Genomic DNA, 20,322 nt, shown 5'->3' on the forward strand with positions numbered 1-20,322 from the left:
TTCGCCTAACTATTTTATAGAATATTCACGCATATTGATAATGAACTACTTCTACTTTGAACTATCCTATCCATTCTCTTTTGCCGTGATCCATTCGACCAGCTCATTTTCCAGCGTGATCAACACACCGAGCGACTTCTTACCTGCGCCTTCATATGTTTTGATCAGCCTGCGCAAATGCCTGCGCGGCTCGTCGGCATTGCTTCCTCCCACAAACGACATGAAAATGAATGCGCCGTCGGCTTGCTGCACAACCCGATCAATGTGTAGTAACTTTCCGCCCGGAATTAATAACTCCTTGTTTGTCTGCACATTACCCGTATCCTGGTAAAGGTTTGATAGTTCCGGATCATCTAGCAAATCCCTCGTCTGCACCTCAATCGCTGCTGATTCTGCTTTGGTAAAAATCCCTTCACCTACCAACCGGTCCAGCGCGAGCGGCAGGTCCGAAATGGTTCTAAGCCGGGTTAACAGATAACGGATCTTCTGTAAACGGTCGTGTTTCGGTTCAAATGTTTCAACATCGAAGATCCGGTCAGCCATTCTTCTGAGTCGCAACGACTCGGTTCGGTCATTACTCAGGATATGATTCAGTACAAATGGTTGTGAATCAGACTTCCGGTGCGCATGCATGGGTGCACTATGGCCATTGGAAATGGTGTATCTGGATTCGTTTTCATTCCATGCAGGCTCAAAACCTTCCTGAGCCAGATAATTTTGCAGCCAGTTGCTCACCTGCTGCCCCGATTCCCACTTCCTATCCCGTTTGGCCAGGATATACAAACGTTGCACCGGCCGGGTGAAAGCCACGTATAAAAGATTGAGATTTTCAACCAATGTCCGTGTACGCTCATCTGTATACTGCGTGGCAATAACCGTATTTTCAAGGTCCTTAACCACCGAAACCATGGAGCTCCGCAGCTTTTTATCGGGTTGTTCGGCTAGTGTAAGCTCATCATAATCCACATCATCCAGGTCAAGCCACAGGCGGTCCAGCTTGGCGTTTGGTGTCACTTTCCAATGTGCATAGGGCACAATGACGACAGGATATTCCAAGCCTTTGGATTTATGAATGGTTGTGATGCGGATGGCATTGGTTTCGTCCGGAATTGTGATGGAAAGCTTGTGCCTGGCCGACTCCCAATAGGTCAGGAAATCGCCCAGGTGATTGCTTTTTCTATTTCCAAAATCCATTACCACATCCAGAAAACGGAACAAATATTCGTTTTCAAAATGGTTTGCGAATAATCCGAAACGCTGCATCAACTGCTCGCTCAATTCGAAAACAGACAATTGCCTCATTCTGAAAGAGCTCAGGTTAATGTTCCATTTTTTGAAATATTCCAAAAACGTATCCAAACCGCTTTCCTCGCAAAGAATGCGGATCTGCTCATATTCGCTTGCGGCAGGATTTTCTCTTCTGATGACGTGATGAAACAGATATGCCGCCTCATAACGCGCCAGCCGATGGTCGGCGCTGAGGAGCACTTTCATGAAGGAAATGATGAAATGCAGAGATCTTGAATAGCCCAGGGACAGCGCATCATCCGATATTAAAGGCAATCCTGCTTCTTTCAGCGTGCTGGCCAGTGCTGTTGCCTCTCTTTTCTTCCGACATAAAATAGCCATGTCGCGCCAGTCATAACCCTGTGCCCTCAGTTCGTTGACCAGTTCCAGTGAACGTCTTACAATGCTGTCGGTGGCGCCTATCTCTTCCGTTTCGTCGTTTTCTTCATGAAGTTCAAGAAACTCAATTTCCACATGGCCGCCGTCAGGCACGCTATCCGGAATTTCCTGCTGGAAGTTCTGATCATAAACATCTTTGATAAGCACATTATCAACACCGACCGTTTCAGCAATGAATGCAAAGAACTTATTATTAAAGTCAGTAATTTCCCGACGGCTCCGCCGGTTGACTTTCAAATGATTTACATCCAGATAATTATCCAGGCTAAGTAACCGCTCTGCATTATACGAACTGTTCCCCAGCACATTGGCCAGCTCCATGACCTGGCTTGTCGCGAGATGCAAGATAAGGTCCATATCGCCACCTCGAAACCGGTAAATGGATTGTTTGGCATCGCCTACGATCAAATTGAAAAATCCTCCTGATAATGCATTCTCGATCAACGGCAATAAATTGGCAAATTGCAGCTTTGACGTGTCCTGAAACTCATCAACCAGAATGTGGTTATAACGCTCCCCCAACCGCTCAAAAATAAACGGAACAGGCTCACGCGCTACGATTTCAACGATTTTACGGTTAAAATCAGAAATGTGGACCTGATTGTTTTGCTTCAAAAGCGCATCAAATTCTTTCCTGATTTCCCCTAGCAGCGACAAATTGTAAATGTGTTTGTCCAGCTGTCCGTAAAGCGTGATTTTCTGGGTTTCGGAAGTGCGGATGTTCTCGATCTGGTGAAAATAATTTTCCAGGTCTGTCCTTACCTTCTCAATTTCATCTTTAATTAATACAGGCGTTTTGGCTCCATACCAAACGCCTTCCCCAATGGTTTTATAAACATAGGAGTTCGGTTCCGCCCATAGTTTTTTCTCTTCGCTCCTGTCGCGGAAGTAGCCATAAATGCCTCTTCCGCTCTGGTGAAAATCTTTTTCAGTAAGGAAAGTGGATTGTATTAATTGAAAAGCATTCTTTGAAAGTTTTGCAAGGTGCGCTTCGCGCTCACGTACAAAACCCCGCATCTGATTACGAATCGCAATCCAGTCCTGCATTTTGAGGTCTTCCACACGCTTCATCTGCATGTAGCTTTGCTCGCTCAGCAATGTGCCGGCGGTGCCGCGGATCTGCATGGGTAATGTGCCCCAGCTTTTCCCCTCTTCGGCATTTTCACGATAATATCGCTCCACGATTTCCGTAAGCACTTCTTCACCATCCTGACCGATGCGTGCGAGCAAACGGTCCACGGCGTCGTCCAGCAAATCGCTGTCGAGCTGTGTTTCGAAAATAAACGGAATGCCAAGTTCATCTGTAAAACTGCTGATAAGCCGCTGCGTAAACTTATCAATCGTCATCACCGAAAAGTCAGAATAACGATGCAGTATTTGCCTGAAAACGAGTTGTGCACGGCCTGCGATCAGCTGGCAAGCGCCCTGGAAAAGTTCTTGGTCTTGAAGCGTATCCGGGTACATTTCCGTTACCACATCACGCAACATGGGATGTGGATCCGCATCCGAATTGAAGGAATCTGAAAAGATCCGCAGCATAAGCAGGATGCGGTCTTTCATTTCATTAGCTGCCGCATTCGTGAATGTGACAGCTAATATATGTCTGAAATAAGTGTCAGAATTGGAATGCAGGGCAAGTTTTAGATACTCTTTTGTAAGCGTATAGGTCTTACCCGACCCTGCCGATGAACTGTAAACCTTAAACACCTTAAAGGTTGAAGCGAATGCCTCCTGAAATGTTAGGGCTCAGATAAAATGGTCTTGGTAGCAATTCAAGATACGTTCCACCTTCCATGAAAACAGAAATGCGGTTATCCGGAATGTAATATTCAATTCCGCCCAGCACCGATCCGCCCAGGGAAATGTCTTTTTCATAATTGCCGTTCAGGCGTTTTGGGTAAGATCTGCGGCTGTTAACCTGTCCTCCCAATCCATAATAAACGTGCACAGCCTCCGAATTGAAAAGCGGCGTATGCCATAAATAGTGTACTTGCAGCGAAACACCGGCGTTTTTATAAATTCCTTCGTCACCTCTGTACTTGCGGTCTTTGGACAAAATACCGCCATATGTCCCGATTGTCACGTCCAGCGCATGGATGTTGTTGAAATACTTACGGATATTGATCCCGGTTGGCTCTCCCAATTTGAAACCAACGGCCCAGTTATCATATTGGGCATGTGCAAAACCAAAGCTGAGGATAAAGGCAAACGTTAAGGCTAATTTATTCATAATGAGTTTTTGTCGGGGATATTGAATTTGTGTGCACTTATAAAAAAGCGTGCTACACCGTTACGCTTTTCAATTGATATTTTTTCAAAGAGTCGATTAATGCTTCATTTTCTTCCTGCGTGCCGACTGTGATCCTCAAACAACCGTCACAAAGATGAACACGTGACCGGTCCCTGACGATAATCTCTTCGCTGATCAGATAATCCATGATGGCCTTTGCTTCATCGAATTGCACCAGCAGAAAATTGGCATCCGTCGCATGCACTTTTATCACCAACGATAAATCCGTTAACATGTTACACAGGGAAGTCCTTTCTTTAAGAATTTCCGCGATCATTTTGTCTTTTTTCTCAATTCCTTCCAAACCTTCCAATAGTGCTTTCTGAGCAGGCAGGCTGATATTATAAGGCGGTTTGATCTTGTTCAAAATGCGGATCAGTTCCGGACTGGCGAAGCACATTCCTACCCGGATCCCTGCCAAACCCCAGGCTTTGGAGAATGTTTGCAAGACCACCAGATTGGGATATTTTTCCAAATGCTGTATCCAGGAAGGCGTATCTGTAAAATCAATGTAAGCTTCGTCCACAACCACCAGACCGTCAAAGCTTTCCAGGATCGTTTGAATGGCGTTTGCCTCCATAACATTTCCCGTAGGATTGTTCGGTGAACAGATCCAGATAATTTTTGTTTTGGGCGTGACAGCATCAAGGACAGCTTCTACATTGACCTGATAATCAGTCGTTAATGACACTTTATCAATGATCACATCGTGAATGGACGCGCTTACTTCATACATTCCGTAAGTGGGCGGCAAAATGATCACGTGATCCTGGCCCGGCGTGCAGGTTGCCCTTGTAAGCAAGTCTATCGGCTCATCGCTGCCATTTCCCAGGAAAATATGGTCGATGCCTATGTTCTTGATCGGCGCCAGCTTACGCTTGATCTCAGACTGGTAAGGATCGGGATAACGATTGTAATTTTCCTCCGTCACAGACCCGTACGGATTTTCATTGGCATCCAGGAAAATGCCTGAATATCCGGAATATTCATCCCTTGCCGAAGAATACGGCGCGAGTGAAAGAATGTGCGGACGAAGTATTTTATGAAGATCAAATGTATTTTTCATGCTGTCCGTAATATCGCTCGGATGCGGTTATTTACTTTTAGAAAAAAAGAATAGTCTTTTATCAAATTCAAATGGCTCCACCTGAACCACTTTTATTTCGCTGGCGTCTGGATGCGCTGTGTTGATCAAATAATTGTACTCCGAAGTCACCACCACAGACGGGACTCTTAATAGCAACGACTTATTGTCTTCCAGCCACTCGTCCCCTATGGACTTGCTCCATTGCGGATCCTGCTGCCAGTCTTGAACGGTGTACGCGCTCAGCGATTTAATGCTATCCGGCACAAAGAGCACCACGATAACATAGTCAGGCGGCGGCGTGCTCCGGCTGGAATGAACCAGCACTTCCAGCATCGACAGCGACCTGTGCGAGGATGCGTAGAGCATTGGCCTGCCGGGAGAGTTCCACCTTCCACCGTAATGAAAAGCGCCAATCCCGGTTAAATCGTCTTTGTAAATAGTGCGTGTAATCCTGAAAAGCTCCATTAAGCAAAAATACCGTGTTCGATGCGTCCCAACTCTGTTTTAATCAGTTCTATGCCTGCGTGTGTACGCAGAAAACTGATGGGTTTCTCCTGCGCCAATGCAGGAATTTCATTGTTGAGCCAATCCAAAAAATATTCTTTACCTAACACCCGGACCCCTATGGAAAAGAGATCCGCAAGCGAAATGAGATGATCCGAAACAACATTGCTAAGCAGATCCACATCGTCATAACGTTGCAAGTTGCGGGATGTTACGGGCAATAATGCTATGATATCTTTCACATCCATGCCTACGGAATCCGCCAAATGCTGAATAGATGCTTTGGGCACACCATTCGCTGCCAGATAGGCAAGGTCAAAATCATTTTTTACAGCATGTTTCAGGATGCCATAACCTCCGAGCCGTTCATTCACCAAGTACGCTGTCATCGCTCTGTTAGTTGATTTGAAAAATGTCCCCAAATTTAAGACATTTTTCCAGCATTAAAAATTCCCTTTTTACAAAAGACTTTTCAACCTGATACTAACAGCCCGCTTGTGCGCATCCAGCGATTCTGCTTCGGCCATTGCCTCCACAACAGGGCCAAGTTGCTGAATTCCTTCTTTGGTAATGTTCTGAATGGTAATTTTTTTTACAAAACTATCCACCGAAACGCCGCTGTATGCACGTGCGTAACCATTGGTAGGCAATGTATGGTTGGTTCCTGATGCATAATCGCCGCAGGATTCGGGCGTGTAATTGCCCAGGAATATCGAACCTGCATTCACTATTTTTTCTGAAACCGCTTCTGCATTTTCAACGCTTAAGATCAAATGTTCTGCCGCATATTGGTTTAGCAGATCAATGGCCTCTTCTTCGGTTTCGAGCAGGATTGCTTTGCTGTTTGCGATGGATTGTGCGGCCAGATCACGTCTTGGAAGCTTGTCCATTTGCGACGACAATGTTAGATTAACGGCTGACAGAAGCTTCTTGCTGGTCGAAACGAGCAACACCTGGCTATCCGGGCCGTGCTCGGCTTGTGACAAAAGGTCCGCCGCAACAAATGCGGGGACCGCGCTGTCATCCGCATAGACAGCCACTTCCGAAGGTCCGGCAGGCATATCAATGGCAATGCCTTCTTTGCTGATCAGCATTTTAGCCGTGGTAACATACTGATTTCCAGGGCCAAAAATTTTGTAAACCTTTGGAACACTCTCCGTTCCGTAAGCCATAGCAGCAATCGCCTGCGCCCCTCCTATCCGGAATGCTTTGGTTACGCCCACTAACTGAGCTGCATAGAGAATGGCCGGGTGATCGGAAGGCGTGCATAACACAACTTCTTTGCAACCCGCAATTTTTGCCGGAATCCCTAACATTAACACCGTGCTGAATAATGGTGCTGACCCGCCGGGAATGTAAATACCAACTTTTTCAATGCCGACACTCTTCCGCCAGCAAGTTACACCGGGCATTGTTTCTATCTTTTCAGGCGCTTGGAGCTGAGCTTCGTGGAATTTATAAATGTTCTGGTAAGCCTGCTTTATTGCCTGTTTTAAGGCATCGTCCAGCTTACCAGCAGCGCCAGCCAGCTCTGCTTCGGTGAAAGCAATGTTATCCAGAACCGTTTTATCAAATTGCAGCGCCAGTTCCTTAATGCCCGGATCACCTTCTTTCCGCACCTTTTCAAGGATCGGATTTACTTTTGCTTCAATATCCTGTGCTTCCTGAACGGGGCGGGCCAGCAATGCGGGCCATTGGTCTCTTCCAGGAAATGGAATAATATTCATACAATTACAAGATCATTTTTTCAATTGGAATAACCAGAATCCCCTCTGCACCAGCCTGTCTGATTTTCTCGATATTTTCCCAAAACTCATTTTCATTAATTACAGAATGCAAAGAACACCAGCCTTCTGTCGCCAATGGCAGAATAGTAGGAGCCCGCATTCCCGGCAGAAATTTGGTAATGCTCTCCACCGCACTTGTAGGGCAGTTGAGCAAAATATATTTGTTATTTTTCGCAACCTGAACCGACTTAATACGGAAAAGCAACTGATCCAAAAGATCCTTTTGAACTGCCGAAAGATGTTTGCTTGCGATCATCACCGCTTCTGAACGGAAGATCGTTTCCACTTCTTTAAGACCATTGCTCAAAAGCGTGCTTCCTGAACTCACAATGTCGCAAACCGCATCTGCCAGGCCAATGCTCGGCGCAATTTCCACGGATCCGCTGATCTCGTGAATTTGTGCTTTTACATTATTTTCGGACAAATATTTTTCGAGCAAACGCGGATAGGTCGTTGCAATGCTCTTTCCTTCCAGATCCGTAACATTATTATAATCATGTTCTCTCAGCACGCCGATCGACAGTCTGCATTTGGAGAACCCCAACTTATGAACCGTGTCCACATCGCGGTTTGACTCCTCCGAAACATTCTCACCAACGATGCCCAGATGCGCCACGCCGTCCTCAACATATCCCGGAATATCGTCGTCCCGAAGGAAAAGAATCTGCGCGGGAAAATTCGTAGCGTCCGTTTTCAATTTCCCGGCACCATTATCAAACCGAATCCCACACTCTTTGATCAATTTCAGAGAGTCTTCACTTAATCTTCCGGACTTTTGTATTGCAATTCTTAATATGTTGTCATTCATCGTGTTGTGGGCTTCTGCTAAGCAACTTTTGGTTCAGTAATTTTAGTTTAGATATTATTTTCGGCGAGTAATGCGGTGATTTCTTCCGCATTCAATTTCTGCTGCTCGCCTGTTTTCATATTTTTCAATGTAAGCTGGCCGGTTTCCATTTCATCCGAGCCTATGAGGATTACGAATGGAATGTTCTTTCTGTCGGCATAATCGAGCTGCTTTTTGAGCTTCACCGAATCCGGATATATTTCCGCATTGATGCCTGCTGCTCTCAACTTCGGCAAGACAGACAATCCTAAGCGGAAGGCTTGCTGGTCAAAGTTTGAAATCATAACCTTTGTGGCCGTCTTTTGGTTTTCAGGAAAAAGGTTAAGTTCTTCCATAACATCATAAATCCGGTCAACACCAAGCGAAATGCCCACGCCGGAAATGCCCGGAACACCAAAAGTGCCCGTCAGGTTATCGTAACGCCCGCCGCCGGAAATGCTGCCAATTTGAACATTGTTTGCTTTGACTTCAAAAATGGCCCCGGTATAATAGGAAAGGCCACGCGCTAATGTCACATCAAATTGTATTTTCGGGTTTTCAAGTCCAAGCGTTGTTACCAGGTCCCACACTTCCTCCAATTCCTGAATGCCTTTCATGGCAATTTCCGAACTTCCTAACCAGTTTTTTAATGCTGTAAATGGTTCAGCACCATCTGAAAGCGTGAAAACAGGACCGAGCTGCGTCAGGCTTTCGTTTGAAAAACCACGTTCAAGCAGTTCTTCCACGACTTTCTCTTTTCCTATCTTATCCAATTTATCAATGGCCACACAAAGAGGCCCTTCCATACCGTGCGCGCCGATCATATCCGCAATGCCGGTAAGGATTTTACGATTATTGATTTTCACTGTAAAATCATTGATCCCTAATGCAGGCAGGATTTCATGCAAAAGCAAGACAATCTCCGCTTCGCAAAGCAGCGAATCAGTTCCGACAACATCCGCATCACATTGATAAAATTCCCGGTAACGGCCCTTCTGAGGGCGATCTGCGCGCCATACGGGCTGAATCTGATATCTTTTAAATGGCATAACCAACGTTCCCCGGTTCATCACCACATAGCGGGCAAACGGAACCGTAAGATCATAGCGAAGTCCTTTTTCTGAAATTTTTGAAGTTAGTGGCTTATAACCTTCGTGCCAATCCGAGTCAGTAAGCTTTCCACTGAAATCGCCGGAATTCAATAATTTGAATAAAAGCTGGTCGCCTTCATCACCATATTTTCCCATCAAAACCGAGAGATTTTCAAAGGCTGGTGTTTCCAGAGGCAAAAATCCGTATCGTTGGAAAGAGCGGCGGATGGTGTCAAAAATAAAAGTACGTTTTGCCATTTGTTCGGGACCGAAGTCTCGGGTTCCGCGGGCAAGGGATGGTTTACTCATTGAATTCATTCGGTAAATGTACTGCGCACCGCAACCTGAAATTGATGAGCCGGCATGTAATGTTGCCGGCTATCGAATGTCAATTGGTGTCAGTATTTGTAATTAATTTGGCTTGTGGGCCAATTTAACCGTAAAGTTAGGGCAGGTTAGGCAATATTTGTGACTATTGTCTGCATTATTTACATGAAAATGATTAATTTTGCGGCTCTTTCACAAAACAATATTTTACAATGGGAGTTACGGAATTAAAACGTAAGAGTCGCAGAAACAAAGCAGTAGCAAATAACCGCACAGCGAAAATCAAAGATCTTTTACGCAAGCCAGAAGTACGCAACGTTGATGTTGAAGCAATAAAGGCTCAGTTTGAAGCTAATAAAAAATAATTTAGCATCTACGAAAGGAATCAACTAGTCCCTGTCAATCTGTTTTGGTAGGGCTTTTTGCTTTTTTACCGGGCTTGTGTTTGCTGGCAGACTTAATATTGATCTTACGGACAAGCTGACGCATGCTCCGGCGTGTTTCCCTGCGGACGTCCAGTAAAATACGAAAACGGAGGGCTTCGCCGAACATGATCAGGCCGCCATTAATCAGCGCAAGACTATACAATCCCAATACAACCCAAGCCTGCGTGGGCATCCCTGTCCGGCGCTGGTGCGCTGCCTCGCTCAGGACGGTGAGGCCAAAACTGAAAATCAACAGGCCGAACGGAGCTAATATCATCCATTTGGTGCGCGTTGACATTCGTTTGATAAGCCTCTTGCCAGGTGGTTTTGGATCGATCGATGGAATCATTTAGTACTTTTTTCCTTGTTATGATCCTAAAATTATTAATTTTTAGTTAATTGATTTAATGAAATCCATCATTAGTTTAGTATTAAGGTATATTCCCCGGCCCTATCTCCAACTGGTCGGTCACTGGGTTGCCCGTTTTCTCAGCATTTTTTATATCGGAAATAAGGTTGAATGTCCTGTGTGTGAAAGCCGTTACCGCAAATTCCTGCCTTATGGCCGTAACACATCCAGCCGGGAAAACGCCCTTTGCCCAAGTTGCCTGTCATTGGAAAGGCACAGATTAATGGGGCTATATCTCAAAAGAAAGACTAATTTTTTCACTGCAAATCACAAAGTCCTGCACGTAGCGCCGGAATACTGCTTCATTGATCGCTTTGAGCAAATGAAAAATCTGGATTATATCACCGCGGACATTGAGTCGCCGCTGGCAAAAGTCAAAATGGACATTCATTCGATTCCGTTTCCGGAAAACACATTTGATGTGGCATTTTGTAATCACGTAATGGAGCATGTGGACGATTATATTCTGGCCATGAGCGAGCTGCACCGTGTGCTGAAACCGGGTGGCTGGGCATTGATCCAATCGCCGCAGGATATGAAATATGAAGTGACTTATGAAGATGCTACGATCACAGATCCTAAGGAAAGGGAAAAGTATTTTTTACAAAACGACCATTTAAGGTTGTTTGGACGGAATTACGGCCGGGAGTTGGAGAAAGGTGGTTTTACTGTGAATGAGGATCGGTTTGTGATGGATGAGCTGAGTAAAGCGGAGGTTGCCAAATATGCATTGCCAGGAGAAGAGATTGTCTATTTCTGTCAAAAAATATAATCCAATTTAAACTTTGCCCCGGGCTTAAGCCCGGGGCAATAGATAATAATTATTTTTTCAATTCTTTTTATAATTATGAAGGATATTCAATAGTCGCGCCGGTTTCCCGGTGCGATTTTTTTTCGAAGAGCCTTTTCCAGCCTTCTTCCATGAAGCCGATTCCGTAGCCGAAAAGCTGTACAAACGCAGCCCCTATGCTGAGGAATGCAACTTCGATGCTCTTTGTTTTTCTCAATGCGTCGATAAAAAGCAGCGCAATGTATGTGCCGAGAACAATCAGACCCAGATAGAAAAACGGCTTGAAGATCAGAAACCAGAAAGGAATGCTGCAAACGGCTAATGTGAAAAGTAGCGGAAATGTATGCACCAGTTTTAGCTCATCAGGGTAGAAACGGGCAATGTTGATCCTCGCTCTCCCAAAGAATTTCAGTTGCCTGAAAAACGGAACAAACTGCGTGCGGCGTTTGTGGTAAATGAATGCTTCCGGGATCAATGCGGAGCGAAAACCCAGGCGTAACGCGGCAATGCTGAAGAGAATGTCCTCCCCCATCCGGCTGGTCAGAAACCCGCCGGTTTTCTCCCAAACCAGCCTGGAAAGGCCCATATTAAAGCTTCTTGGATGAAATGTTCCGCCCATATTATTCTTCTTTCCCCTGATCCCGCCGGTTGTGAAAACGGAGGTCATGGAATAGCTGATGGCTTTTTGTATGGGTGTAAATGATGGATGATCCGTGTCCGGGCCGCCGTATAAATCGACGTAATCTGTGTTTAATTTCTGCTCGACCACAGCCAGGTAATTCGGCTCGATTAATGCATCGGAGTCCAGCAGGATAAAATAATCGCCGTTAGCGCGCTCGAAGCCGTGGTTTCTGGCAAAGCCCTGCCCGCCGTTTTCTTTGAAGAAATATCTAATATCGAGTTTATCTTCAAAAGATTTGACGACTGCATCCGCCTTGATCTTGGAACCGTCTTCAACAATGATCACTTCAAAATGCTTTACCGTTTGCTTCACAAGACATTCCAGCAGCTCCTGCAACTCGTCGGGACGGTTGTAGACAGGGATAATGATGGAATATTGGCGCATTTTAATGAGTGAGTGACTGGGTCGCCGGTGCGATGAATGAGTGAATGAGTGAATGAGCGAATGGACTTTATAAGCTTAAAATCTCTTTTAGTGATTCTTCGTTCGCCTGTATGATTGTATCTAAATGTTTGTCTTCCAGTGCGGTTGATAGGAACATGCTTTCGAATTGGGATGGGCCCATATAGATGCCCCTGTCCAGCATGGCGTGAAAATATCTTCCGAACAGTGGCAAATCAGATGATTTTGCGGACGGGAAGTCTGTTACCGGCTGGTCTGTGAAGAACAACGTGTACATGGAGCCGATGTGGTTTAATGTATAGTTTAAACCGAGCTTCTGCATGGATGCTTTAAAACCGTTTGACAATTTTTCTCCTGATGCTTCCAGTTGAGTGTAAACCTCAGGGTGATCATTGAGATAATTCAGCATTGTAAGGCCTGCCGCCATCGCAATCGGATTACCTGACAGTGTTCCTGCCTGGTAAACCGGACCGGCTGGTGAAACCTTGTTCATAATGTCGGCCCTGCCTCCATAGGCTCCTACGGGCATTCCTCCGCCTATAATCTTTCCTAACGTTGTTAGATCCGGCGTTATTCCGAACCTTTCCTGCGCTCCGCCTTTGGCCAAACGGAAGCCCGTCATTACTTCGTCCAGGATCAGGACGATTCCCTCTTCATCACAAATTTTGCGCAACCCTTGCAAAAAACCTTCCGCCGGGAGCACACATCCCATGTTACCCACTACGGGTTCCAGGATTAATGCTGCAATAGCATTTTTGTTTGCCTTAACCAACGTTTGAACCGCTTCCAGGTCGTTGAATGGGGCGGTTAATGTATCGTTTGCAACGCCTTTCGTGACGCCCGGGCTGTCCGGTGTGCCGAATGTTACTGCGCCGCTTCCAGCTGCGATTAAAAAGCTGTCACCATGACCGTGATAGCAACCTTCAAACTTGATAATTTTATCTCTCCCGGTGAATCCCCTGGCAACCCTAATGGCAGACATTGTGGCTTCCGTGCCGGAATTTACCATTCTCACCTTTTCAATCGAAGGCACCATGCTGACGATCAGCTCAGCCATTTCAACCTCCCTGCGCGTAGGTGCGCCGAAAGAAAATGAATGCTGGATCGCATCATAAACGGCTTTCTGGATCAGCTCATTGGCATGCCCCAGGATCATTGGCCCCCACGAATTGATTAATTCTATATATTGATTATCGTCCTCATCATAGACGTAAGGCCCTTTTGCAGACTTAATGAAAACCGGAGACCCTCCTACCGCGCGGAATGCCCGGACAGGAGAATTTACACCGCCAGGAATAAAATGTTGTGCTTTTTCGAAAAGATGCTGACTCGTTTCAATATTCATTGGATACGCTAATTTGGGTTACCTGTCTACTGGCGTCCATTTGGAGCCGTTATGTTTCAAAACAGGTGTAATCTGATTCTCGTTTGCTTTCGTAAAATTAAATCCTGACAAAAGATATTCGTCTTCACCAGGTCTTGCGGATTGTAAGCCGTCCTGAAATTTGTCTTTGTGCTTAGCAAGCATGCGCACAAAAAATAGCAGTTGGTCAAATCCCTGATAGGAATAAACAGACGGGAATGTGTTCGTTTTGTTCCAGTAATTTTTCTGAAACTCCCGAATGTTCTCTTTTTCACGGTCCACATAATCCGTATCGATCAGATAGAGCCGTGATGCGTATCTGCTAAGCCTGGATTGCTGCGTGCTGAAACTGGTGGATGTGCTCAGCACTGGCGTTGCTGTCAATTTACGGCCATTCAGAACTTCCATCAACATTGAACCGGAAGCGCCATCTGTTGAGAAAAGCGCAATATGTGATGGTTTTGCAGTTTCAAATGTAGAAAGATTGTTTTCAAGCCATTCGCGGGATGATTGGATTTTAAGCATTTCCAGCACTTTCCCACTTTTGCTTTTCCATTCATTTGCATAAGAAAATGCCATTGCAGAATCCTTCGATGTGCCACCGTAATAGATCGCAGCCGATGAGCCCATGGCCTGCGTTTTCATCCATTGCGCCGCTTTCTGCATTTGAAAAGCGATGGACGGATGAGCCAGATAAATGTTTGAGCCGGATTTCAGCAGGTTACCATCGGTTGACAGCGGGTTAAGCATGATCGCATTGCTATTGGCCACATTGCCGGCAGTTACCTCAAATGTGGCGGGATACAACGGCCCGATCACCATATCAGATTGCTGAAAGTTCTTATTACCAACAATCGGCTCAACTGTTCTGGCATCTGCGCCCACGTCATATGCCCAAAGGTTCACATTAATCCCCTCAGCGGCAAGTTGCTCCTTGGCCATGATCAGGCCCTGATAGTAGTCGTAAGCAAATTGGTTTGAACGACGTTTTGCAGTGCTGAATTCATCCAATCGGAAAGGAAGGAGCACAGAAACATCGTAGTAACCTTTTGTCCACTGCCCTTCGGATTTTGGAATGCTGCGTTTTGGCGCTTCTTCGGCTACTGCAACTTTTTCCTTTTTGCTGAATTTGAATTGCTTTTGAAGCTGTTCGGCGATCTGGAAATCAGTTTGCGTTGAGCTCGGGGAAGTTTCGATAAAGTGGACCAATGTCAATGCAATGTCCCGGTCATCCGCATATTGTTTTTGCAAACCTTTCAGCGCAGCAAGATCTGTGATCGAACCGAAATAATGTTGTTTTAATGAAAATACATCTTTTGCCAGAGAAGAATCCTTGATTTTGGCCAAATGTGCCAGTCCTTCATCCGTCTTGCCTTCTTCCAATGCAATGGCACCAAGCAGATATTGCGCGTCGGCGATGCGGTTCCAGCCGGGATAGCGGCTCTGCAATTGCAGTAACATCTGCTTACTTTCTTTGAATCGCTTCAACTGGTAAGCAGAAAGCGCATAATAGTAATGTGCGTAGGCTGAAAATGTAGTTTTTGAATTGACGCTTGTCAACGGCGAAAGTTTCTCCATTGCCGCGGCATAACGGCCTTGTTTATAATCTCCAAGCGCCGATTTATATCTGCTTTCCGTTTGCGCGGTATTCTGGGCAAATGAGGCATCGCTCAAACCGGCAAGAATGAAGATGAGTACAATAATTGATTTCATCGTAACAGTGGGTGAAAATTGAGTAACGGCGGACAAATTACAAAATCCGGTTTAAGAGAAAAAAACGGGCAATATTTCCGGTTGGAAACATTGCCCTATACATTACGATATATTAAATCTTTTATTTCTTTTTCGAACGTTTTTCAAGTTCAGCTTGCTTCTTTTTAGCCTCTTCTGCTGCCTGAAGCGACTTTTCCAGATACTTCTGAAACTTCGTCTGCTTCTTCTCGCCATTCGCGTTTTTCTTTCTGTTCTCTTCCAGAATGTTCCGGATCTTGTCTTCGTTCACAAAGCGTTTGATCAAAAGCTGCTGCGCGATCGTCACTACGTTTGATACAAAATAATAGAATGTCAAACCAGCCGGAAACGAGTTCAGCACAAACATGAACATTAAAGGCATGATGTAACCCAACACTTTCATGTTCACCGGCCCAGGCTGCGTTGGCGTGATCTGGTTGTTATAATAGGCATAACCAATGCTTGACGCCGTCATAAGGACTGTGAACAAGCTAATGTGGTTTCCTACACCGAAAGGAACTGTAAACGGTAACTTGATGAATGAATCATAAGTTGAAAGGTCACTCGCCCAGAGGAAGGGCTGCTGTCGCAGCTCAATTAAATTGGGAAAGAGGAAAAAGAGTGAAAACAGGATCGGCATAGTCGCCAGCACGGGTATACAGCCGCTGAGCGGGCTTACTCCTACTTCCTGATACAGCTTCATCTGATCCTGCTGCTGCTTGGCCATATCATCCGGGTTCTGGCTGCGTATCTGTTCCAGCTCGGGTGCCAGCAACCGCATTTTTGCCATGCTGATGTATGACTTGTAAGTAAGCGGTGTCAGGATTGTTTTTACAAAAATTACCAGCAGAATGATCAGAAGACCATAATTGCTCACAAATTTTTCTAAAAAGTTAAATAGCGGAACAAGGAAGAACTTGTTGATAGGCTTTAAAAACGCATATCCGAGATACACATTCTGGTCGAAATTCTCAGCTTTAACCTTATCGACCAAGTGATAATCATTTGGTCCGAGGAAGAACTGGTAATTGGCCTCCCCTTTCTGTACGGCAGACATCGGGATCCCGGCCGAAACATGCATTGTCTTTACGATGGTCGAATCCGCAGGGTTTACGTCAGCCCGTACAGCCACATTACCAAACGGATGCTTATCCGCGATCAGACCGGCAAGAAAGTATTTATGTTTAATCGTAAACCACTTAACCGGCTCGGCCGTTTTCTCTTCTTCGGTTGCTGTCGGGCTGGTCGCAAGGCTTTGAAGATCGTCCGTATAATAGTTGATCGTGACCACCTCGCGGTTCTTGTGCATATCATTTTCCAGTTGCAGCAGATCATTGTTCCAGTCCAGCTGAACCAGTTTATCGCTTGATCCTGTGGCATTGGATTTGATGCCGTAATCGATCACATAACCACTTCCGTGCACCACATAAGTTTGTTCAACAAACTGGTTGCCTTTCAGCGGAGCCCGGTAAGTTACTATTAATGAGTCCTTTTCACCTACTTTCTGATTTTGCGCCTCAGTGGTGAAGAACATGTCCGTCAAGCGAACATCACCTGTTGCAGTAGGAAAGTTGATGCGGAAACTGTTATGATTTTCTGCAATCAGGTAAAGCGGCTTTTGATCGTAGGTTTTGTATTTTTTCAACATTACCTCTTTCATGATCCCGCCTTTGTTCGAGAACACAATGCGCGTATCATTTGTCTCGATAACCAGGTCTTTCGGAGCGACTTGCGCTACCGAGTTTGAATCAGTGGATTGAGCAGATAAGTTGGTTGAATCCGAAGCTGTCGGGGATTGAACAGAGGGTTTTGAAGTTACTGTTTTTACTTGCTCCACAGGTGCAGGTTCCACAGGTTTTGGAACCAGTATCTGGTAGCCAATCAGCATTAGCATGATTAATACTAAGCCGATGATAAAATTTTTATCCATTATTTACTTAAAATTATTGAAATAGTAAACCCGTTACGGGACGGCAAAGGTAATAAGTTTTTTCCTTATCGGCCTTTTTTGTGATCAGTGGATTGAGGTGTTCAGCGATTCAACAGATCTCTTTTCGAGCGAATAAGACAATGCGGCACTCACGAAGTTCACAAAAATCGGATGTGGGTTCATCACCGTACTTTTCAGCTCCGGGTGAAACTGAACGCCGATGTAGAACGGATGCCCTGGAAGCTCAACCATTTCAACAAGATTGTTGTCGGGGTTAATCCCGGTTGCGATAAGTCCTTTATCCTCGAAATCTTTGAGATACTTGTTGTTGAACTCGTAGCGGTGACGGTGACGCTCGCTGATGTTGGTTTTGCCATAGATCCGGCTTGCCAGCGTGTCTTTTTTGATCTTGCACGGATATGCACCTAAACGCATTGTGCCGCCTTTATTCGAAACATCTTTCTGGTCTTTCATCAGGTGGATCACAGGATGATCGGTGTTGACGTCCATTTCAACCGAATGCGCACCACCCCAGCCGATCACATTTCTGGCGTATTCAATGACAGCCATTTGCATACCCAGACAAATCCCAAAGAAAGGAATGTTGTTTTCACGCACATACTGGATCGCGGCGATCTTTCCTTCAATTCCTCTTTCACCAAAACCGGGCGCTACCAGAACACCGTCCAGGTTTTCGAGTTTTTCAACCGCATTTTCAGCAGTCAGGCTTTCGGAATGGATCCATTCAATGTTGACCTTACATTCATTGGCTGCCCCGGCGTGGATAAAGGACTCAACGATCGACTTGTAAGCATCATGCAACTCTACATATTTTCCTACCAAACCAATGCGGATGGAATCAACCGGATTTTTGTAGCGGGATAAAAACGTTTTCCAGGCATCCAGATCCACGTCCTTATCATTGTAAATATCGAGCATATACAATGCGCGCTGATCGAGTCTTTCTTTCAGCATCAGCAAAGGAACGGCGTAAATCGTATCCGCGTCCATAGCTTCAATGACAGAATTCACCTGAACATTGCAGAAAAGCGCGATTTTTTTGCGGATATCGTAAGGAAGCGGATGTTCCGTGCGGCAAACCAGAATATCAGGCTGGATCCCCGCTTCTTGCAGCATTCTCACCGAGTGTTGCGTCGGTTTGGTTTTCAGCTCCCCGGCAGAATTCAAGTAAGGGATCAGGGTCAGATGGATCACGAGCGTATTATGCTCTTCCATCTCAAACTTAACCTGACGAACCGCTTCCAGGAACGGAAGTGACTCTATATCCCCTACGCAGCCACCGATTTCCGTAATAACAATATCGTAATCGCCCGTTTGTCCGAGCAGGAGCATATTCCTTTTCAGCTCGTCCGTAATGTGCGGAACAACCTGAACGGTCTTCCCGAGGAAATCGCCACGGCGTTCAGCTGTGATGACGTTGTGGTAAATGCGGCCCGTAGTAACATTGTTGGCCTGAGACGTGCGAACATTTAAAAAACGCTCATAATGCCCCAGATCGAGATCCGTTTCAGCACCGTCGTCCGTTACATAGCACTCACCGTGCTCGTAGGGATTCATTGTACCCGGGTCAATATTAAGATATGGATCGAATTTTTGAATCGTAACAGAAAGCCCTCTGGCTTGCAGTAGTTTTGCTAATGAAGAGGCAATGATTCCTTTGCCAAGTGAAGATGTTACACCGCCCGTAACGAAAATGTACTTCGCGGTCTTTCGTGCTTTGGAAGCCATAAGACGTTGCTTTTTTTCTATGATTACGGGATGCAAAGATACAGGAATATTAGAAGAATCTAAGCGGCGGCTTTTTAAATATTACCGCAAAATCATTAAACACTTGTTACTCTGGAAGGTTAGCAGGCTGAAATTTTTCTACTCCTATTTAATCCAAACACGCTTTTGCCTGTGTATTGACTGCGATTATGACTTAATAAAATGCAGAAAGTTTCTCATAAAAAAAACTACAAATTTTAATTCCTATTTTGCATCATTCCCAACCCAAATCCATTGAACCAAATGAGAAAAATTTTATTTCTGCCATTTTTAATGTTGTGGCAATCGCCCGCATATTCCCAAAATGCGAAGGAAGCCGGCAAAACGCCGCTAAAAATAATTGTATTCGGCGCGCATCCCGACGATTGCGATCTGGGAGCAGGCGGCGTCGCGTCCATTTATTCGACAATGGGGCATAAGGTGAAATTTGTTTCCCTTACTAATGGTGATGCTGGCCACCAGGATATCGGAGGCGGAGAGCTTGCCAGGCGCCGGCTAGGTGAAACGCAAGAAGTTGCCAAGCGACTGGGCATCGAATACGACGTGCTCGACAACCATGACGGTGAGCTTTTCCCCACATTGGAAAACCGGCTGTCCGTAATCCGGAAAATCCGTGAGTGGAACGCCGATGTAGTCATCGCACCCCGAACCAATGATTACCACCCTGATCATCGCAATACAGGCGTGATTGTGCAGGACGCTTCTTACCTGGTAATCGTGCCTAATATTCTTAGCAGTGTGCCTCCACTGGTCAAAAACCCTGTTTTTCTATACTTTCGCGATCGCTTTCAACGTCCGAATCCGTTCCGCCCTGACATTGCAATTGATATCACCACAGCAATTACTAAAAAAGTAGATGGACTGGACGCACACGTCTCCCAATTCTACGAATGGTTGCCCTGGACAAATCAAGACCTTGCTAATGTTCCGAAAGGCTTGGAAGAACGAAAAAAGTGGCTCTTGACAGCAACAGAGAAACGCTCTTCCATCACCCCGGAAATCAAGCTTACTATTGAAAAATGGTATGGAAAGGAGCAGTCCGAGAAGATCAAATTTGTGGAAGTCTTTGAAATAACAGAATACGGGAAGCAGCCTTCGCCAGAGGAAATAAGAAGATTATTTCCAATGCTCCCGCAGGGTAATTGAGCCGCAGAAATAGCAAACAACTTCACATATTGCCTTATTCGAAAGCCTCGTTCTTTTT

The 20,322-nt window shown here is 45.5% G+C and carries 17 protein-coding genes; 3 read left to right on the forward strand and 14 right to left on the reverse strand.

Annotated elements, in window-relative coordinates:
• Positions 1-66 precede the first annotated feature (66 nt).
• The 8 genes from L0659_RS26440 to hisS all read right to left on the reverse strand — a co-directional run bounded on the left by L0659_RS26440 (position 67) and on the right by hisS (position 9,580).
• Complete coding sequence (locus L0659_RS26440) at positions 67-3,393, reverse strand: UvrD-helicase domain-containing protein (RefSeq protein WP_235129293.1); 3,327 nt, start codon at positions 3,391-3,393, stop codon at positions 67-69.
• A 1-nt stretch (position 3,394) separates the two neighbouring features.
• Entirely contained in the window at positions 3,395-3,916 is a 522-nt protein-coding gene (locus L0659_RS24740) for a hypothetical protein (protein WP_235129294.1), read from the reverse strand.
• 52 nt (positions 3,917-3,968) lie between these two features.
• Positions 3,969-5,042, reverse strand: coding sequence for a histidinol-phosphate transaminase (gene hisC, locus L0659_RS24745; protein WP_235129295.1), 1,074 nt, complete (start codon positions 5,040-5,042; stop codon positions 3,969-3,971).
• A gap of 27 nt (positions 5,043-5,069) precedes the next feature.
• Complete coding sequence (locus L0659_RS24750; protein ID WP_235129296.1) at positions 5,070-5,528, reverse strand: RES family NAD+ phosphorylase; 459 nt, start codon at positions 5,526-5,528, stop codon at positions 5,070-5,072.
• Complete coding sequence (locus L0659_RS24755) at positions 5,528-5,956, reverse strand: antitoxin Xre/MbcA/ParS toxin-binding domain-containing protein (RefSeq protein ID WP_235129297.1); 429 nt, start codon at positions 5,954-5,956, stop codon at positions 5,528-5,530. The genes L0659_RS24750 and L0659_RS24755 overlap by 1 nt, the downstream gene beginning before the upstream one ends.
• Before the next feature lie 69 nt (positions 5,957-6,025).
• Positions 6,026-7,294 (reverse strand): histidinol dehydrogenase, encoded by a 1,269-nt coding sequence (gene hisD, locus L0659_RS24760; RefSeq protein WP_235129298.1) that lies wholly within the window; start codon positions 7,292-7,294, stop codon positions 6,026-6,028.
• 4 nt (positions 7,295-7,298) lie between these two features.
• Positions 7,299-8,162, reverse strand: coding sequence for an ATP phosphoribosyltransferase (gene hisG, locus L0659_RS24765; protein ID WP_235129299.1), 864 nt, complete (start codon positions 8,160-8,162; stop codon positions 7,299-7,301).
• A 47-nt stretch (positions 8,163-8,209) separates the two neighbouring features.
• Positions 8,210-9,580 (reverse strand): histidine--tRNA ligase, encoded by a 1,371-nt coding sequence (gene hisS / locus L0659_RS24770; RefSeq protein WP_235129300.1) that lies wholly within the window; start codon positions 9,578-9,580, stop codon positions 8,210-8,212.
• Positions 9,581-9,810: 230 nt separating this feature from the next.
• On the opposite strand from hisS, the gene L0659_RS24775 reads away from it, so the two are divergent.
• On the forward strand, positions 9,811-9,963 hold the full coding sequence (locus L0659_RS24775; RefSeq protein ID WP_169719995.1) for a hypothetical protein: 153 nt from the start codon (positions 9,811-9,813) through the stop codon (positions 9,961-9,963).
• Between the two features lie 34 nt (positions 9,964-9,997).
• On the opposite strand, the gene L0659_RS24780 is transcribed toward L0659_RS24775, so the two are convergent.
• Positions 9,998-10,372, reverse strand: coding sequence for a hypothetical protein (locus tag L0659_RS24780; RefSeq protein ID WP_235129301.1), 375 nt, complete (start codon positions 10,370-10,372; stop codon positions 9,998-10,000).
• Positions 10,373-10,430: 58 nt separating this feature from the next.
• On the opposite strand from L0659_RS24780, the gene L0659_RS24785 reads away from it, so the two are divergent.
• Positions 10,431-11,204: a class I SAM-dependent methyltransferase gene (locus L0659_RS24785; protein ID WP_235129302.1), complete on the forward strand. Its 774-nt coding sequence runs from the start codon at positions 10,431-10,433 to the stop codon at positions 11,202-11,204.
• Between the two features lie 73 nt (positions 11,205-11,277).
• On the opposite strand, the gene L0659_RS24790 is transcribed toward L0659_RS24785, so the two are convergent.
• From L0659_RS24790 to L0659_RS24810, 5 genes are all read right to left on the reverse strand, one after another.
• Positions 11,278-12,288 carry a glycosyltransferase family 2 protein gene (locus L0659_RS24790; protein WP_235129303.1) on the reverse strand — a complete coding sequence of 337 codons (1,011 nt, stop codon included), beginning with the start codon at positions 12,286-12,288 and terminating at the stop codon, positions 11,278-11,280.
• A gap of 67 nt (positions 12,289-12,355) precedes the next feature.
• On the reverse strand, positions 12,356-13,651 hold the full coding sequence (gene hemL / locus L0659_RS24795; protein WP_235129304.1) for a glutamate-1-semialdehyde 2,1-aminomutase: 1,296 nt from the start codon (positions 13,649-13,651) through the stop codon (positions 12,356-12,358).
• Between the two features lie 18 nt (positions 13,652-13,669).
• Positions 13,670-15,382, reverse strand: a complete 1,713-nt coding sequence (locus tag L0659_RS24800) for an ABC transporter substrate-binding protein (RefSeq protein ID WP_235129305.1) — start codon at positions 15,380-15,382, stop codon at positions 13,670-13,672.
• A gap of 121 nt (positions 15,383-15,503) precedes the next feature.
• Positions 15,504-17,330 carry a membrane protein insertase YidC gene (gene yidC, locus L0659_RS24805; RefSeq protein ID WP_235129306.1) on the reverse strand — a complete coding sequence of 609 codons (1,827 nt, stop codon included), beginning with the start codon at positions 17,328-17,330 and terminating at the stop codon, positions 15,504-15,506.
• An 84-nt stretch (positions 17,331-17,414) separates the two neighbouring features.
• Positions 17,415-19,079 (reverse strand): CTP synthase, encoded by a 1,665-nt coding sequence (locus L0659_RS24810; protein WP_235129307.1) that lies wholly within the window; start codon positions 19,077-19,079, stop codon positions 17,415-17,417.
• A 282-nt stretch (positions 19,080-19,361) separates the two neighbouring features.
• On the opposite strand from L0659_RS24810, the gene L0659_RS24815 reads away from it, so the two are divergent.
• Positions 19,362-20,264, forward strand: coding sequence for a PIG-L deacetylase family protein (locus tag L0659_RS24815; RefSeq protein WP_235129308.1), 903 nt, complete (start codon positions 19,362-19,364; stop codon positions 20,262-20,264).
• The last annotated feature ends 58 nt before the right edge of the window (positions 20,265-20,322 follow it).

Origin of the sequence: Dyadobacter sp. CY347, assembly GCF_021502655.1 — a bacterium.
Taxonomy (GTDB): domain Bacteria; phylum Bacteroidota; class Bacteroidia; order Cytophagales; family Spirosomataceae; genus Dyadobacter.

Excerpts from the sequence above, each read along its gene's own strand:
- L0659_RS24780 (WP_235129301.1), bottom strand. The coding sequence starts at position 10,372 with ATGATTCCATCGATCGATCCAAAACCACCTGGCAAGAGGCTTATCAAA.
- L0659_RS24815 (WP_235129308.1), top strand. The coding sequence starts at position 19,362 with ATGAGAAAAATTTTATTTCTGCCATTTTTAATGTTGTGGCAATCGCCC.
- hisC (WP_235129295.1), bottom strand. The coding sequence starts at position 5,042 with ATGAAAAATACATTTGATCTTCATAAAATACTTCGTCCGCACATTCTT.
- hemL (WP_235129304.1), bottom strand. The coding sequence starts at position 13,651 with ATGAATATTGAAACGAGTCAGCATCTTTTCGAAAAAGCACAACATTTT.
- L0659_RS24800 (WP_235129305.1), bottom strand. The coding sequence starts at position 15,382 with ATGAAATCAATTATTGTACTCATCTTCATTCTTGCCGGTTTGAGCGAT.
- L0659_RS24810 (WP_235129307.1), bottom strand. The coding sequence starts at position 19,079 with ATGGCTTCCAAAGCACGAAAGACCGCGAAGTACATTTTCGTTACGGGC.
- L0659_RS24790 (WP_235129303.1), bottom strand. The coding sequence starts at position 12,288 with ATGCGCCAATATTCCATCATTATCCCTGTCTACAACCGTCCCGACGAG.
- L0659_RS24785 (WP_235129302.1), top strand. The coding sequence starts at position 10,431 with ATGAAATCCATCATTAGTTTAGTATTAAGGTATATTCCCCGGCCCTAT.
- L0659_RS24755 (WP_235129297.1), bottom strand. The coding sequence starts at position 5,956 with ATGACAGCGTACTTGGTGAATGAACGGCTCGGAGGTTATGGCATCCTG.
- yidC (WP_235129306.1), bottom strand. The coding sequence starts at position 17,330 with ATGGATAAAAATTTTATCATCGGCTTAGTATTAATCATGCTAATGCTG.
- hisS (WP_235129300.1), bottom strand. The coding sequence starts at position 9,580 with ATGAGTAAACCATCCCTTGCCCGCGGAACCCGAGACTTCGGTCCCGAA.
- L0659_RS24775 (WP_169719995.1), top strand. The coding sequence starts at position 9,811 with ATGGGAGTTACGGAATTAAAACGTAAGAGTCGCAGAAACAAAGCAGTA.
- L0659_RS24740 (WP_235129294.1), bottom strand. The coding sequence starts at position 3,916 with ATGAATAAATTAGCCTTAACGTTTGCCTTTATCCTCAGCTTTGGTTTT.
- hisD (WP_235129298.1), bottom strand. The coding sequence starts at position 7,294 with ATGAATATTATTCCATTTCCTGGAAGAGACCAATGGCCCGCATTGCTG.
- L0659_RS24750 (WP_235129296.1), bottom strand. The coding sequence starts at position 5,528 with ATGGAGCTTTTCAGGATTACACGCACTATTTACAAAGACGATTTAACC.
- hisG (WP_235129299.1), bottom strand. The coding sequence starts at position 8,162 with ATGAATGACAACATATTAAGAATTGCAATACAAAAGTCCGGAAGATTA.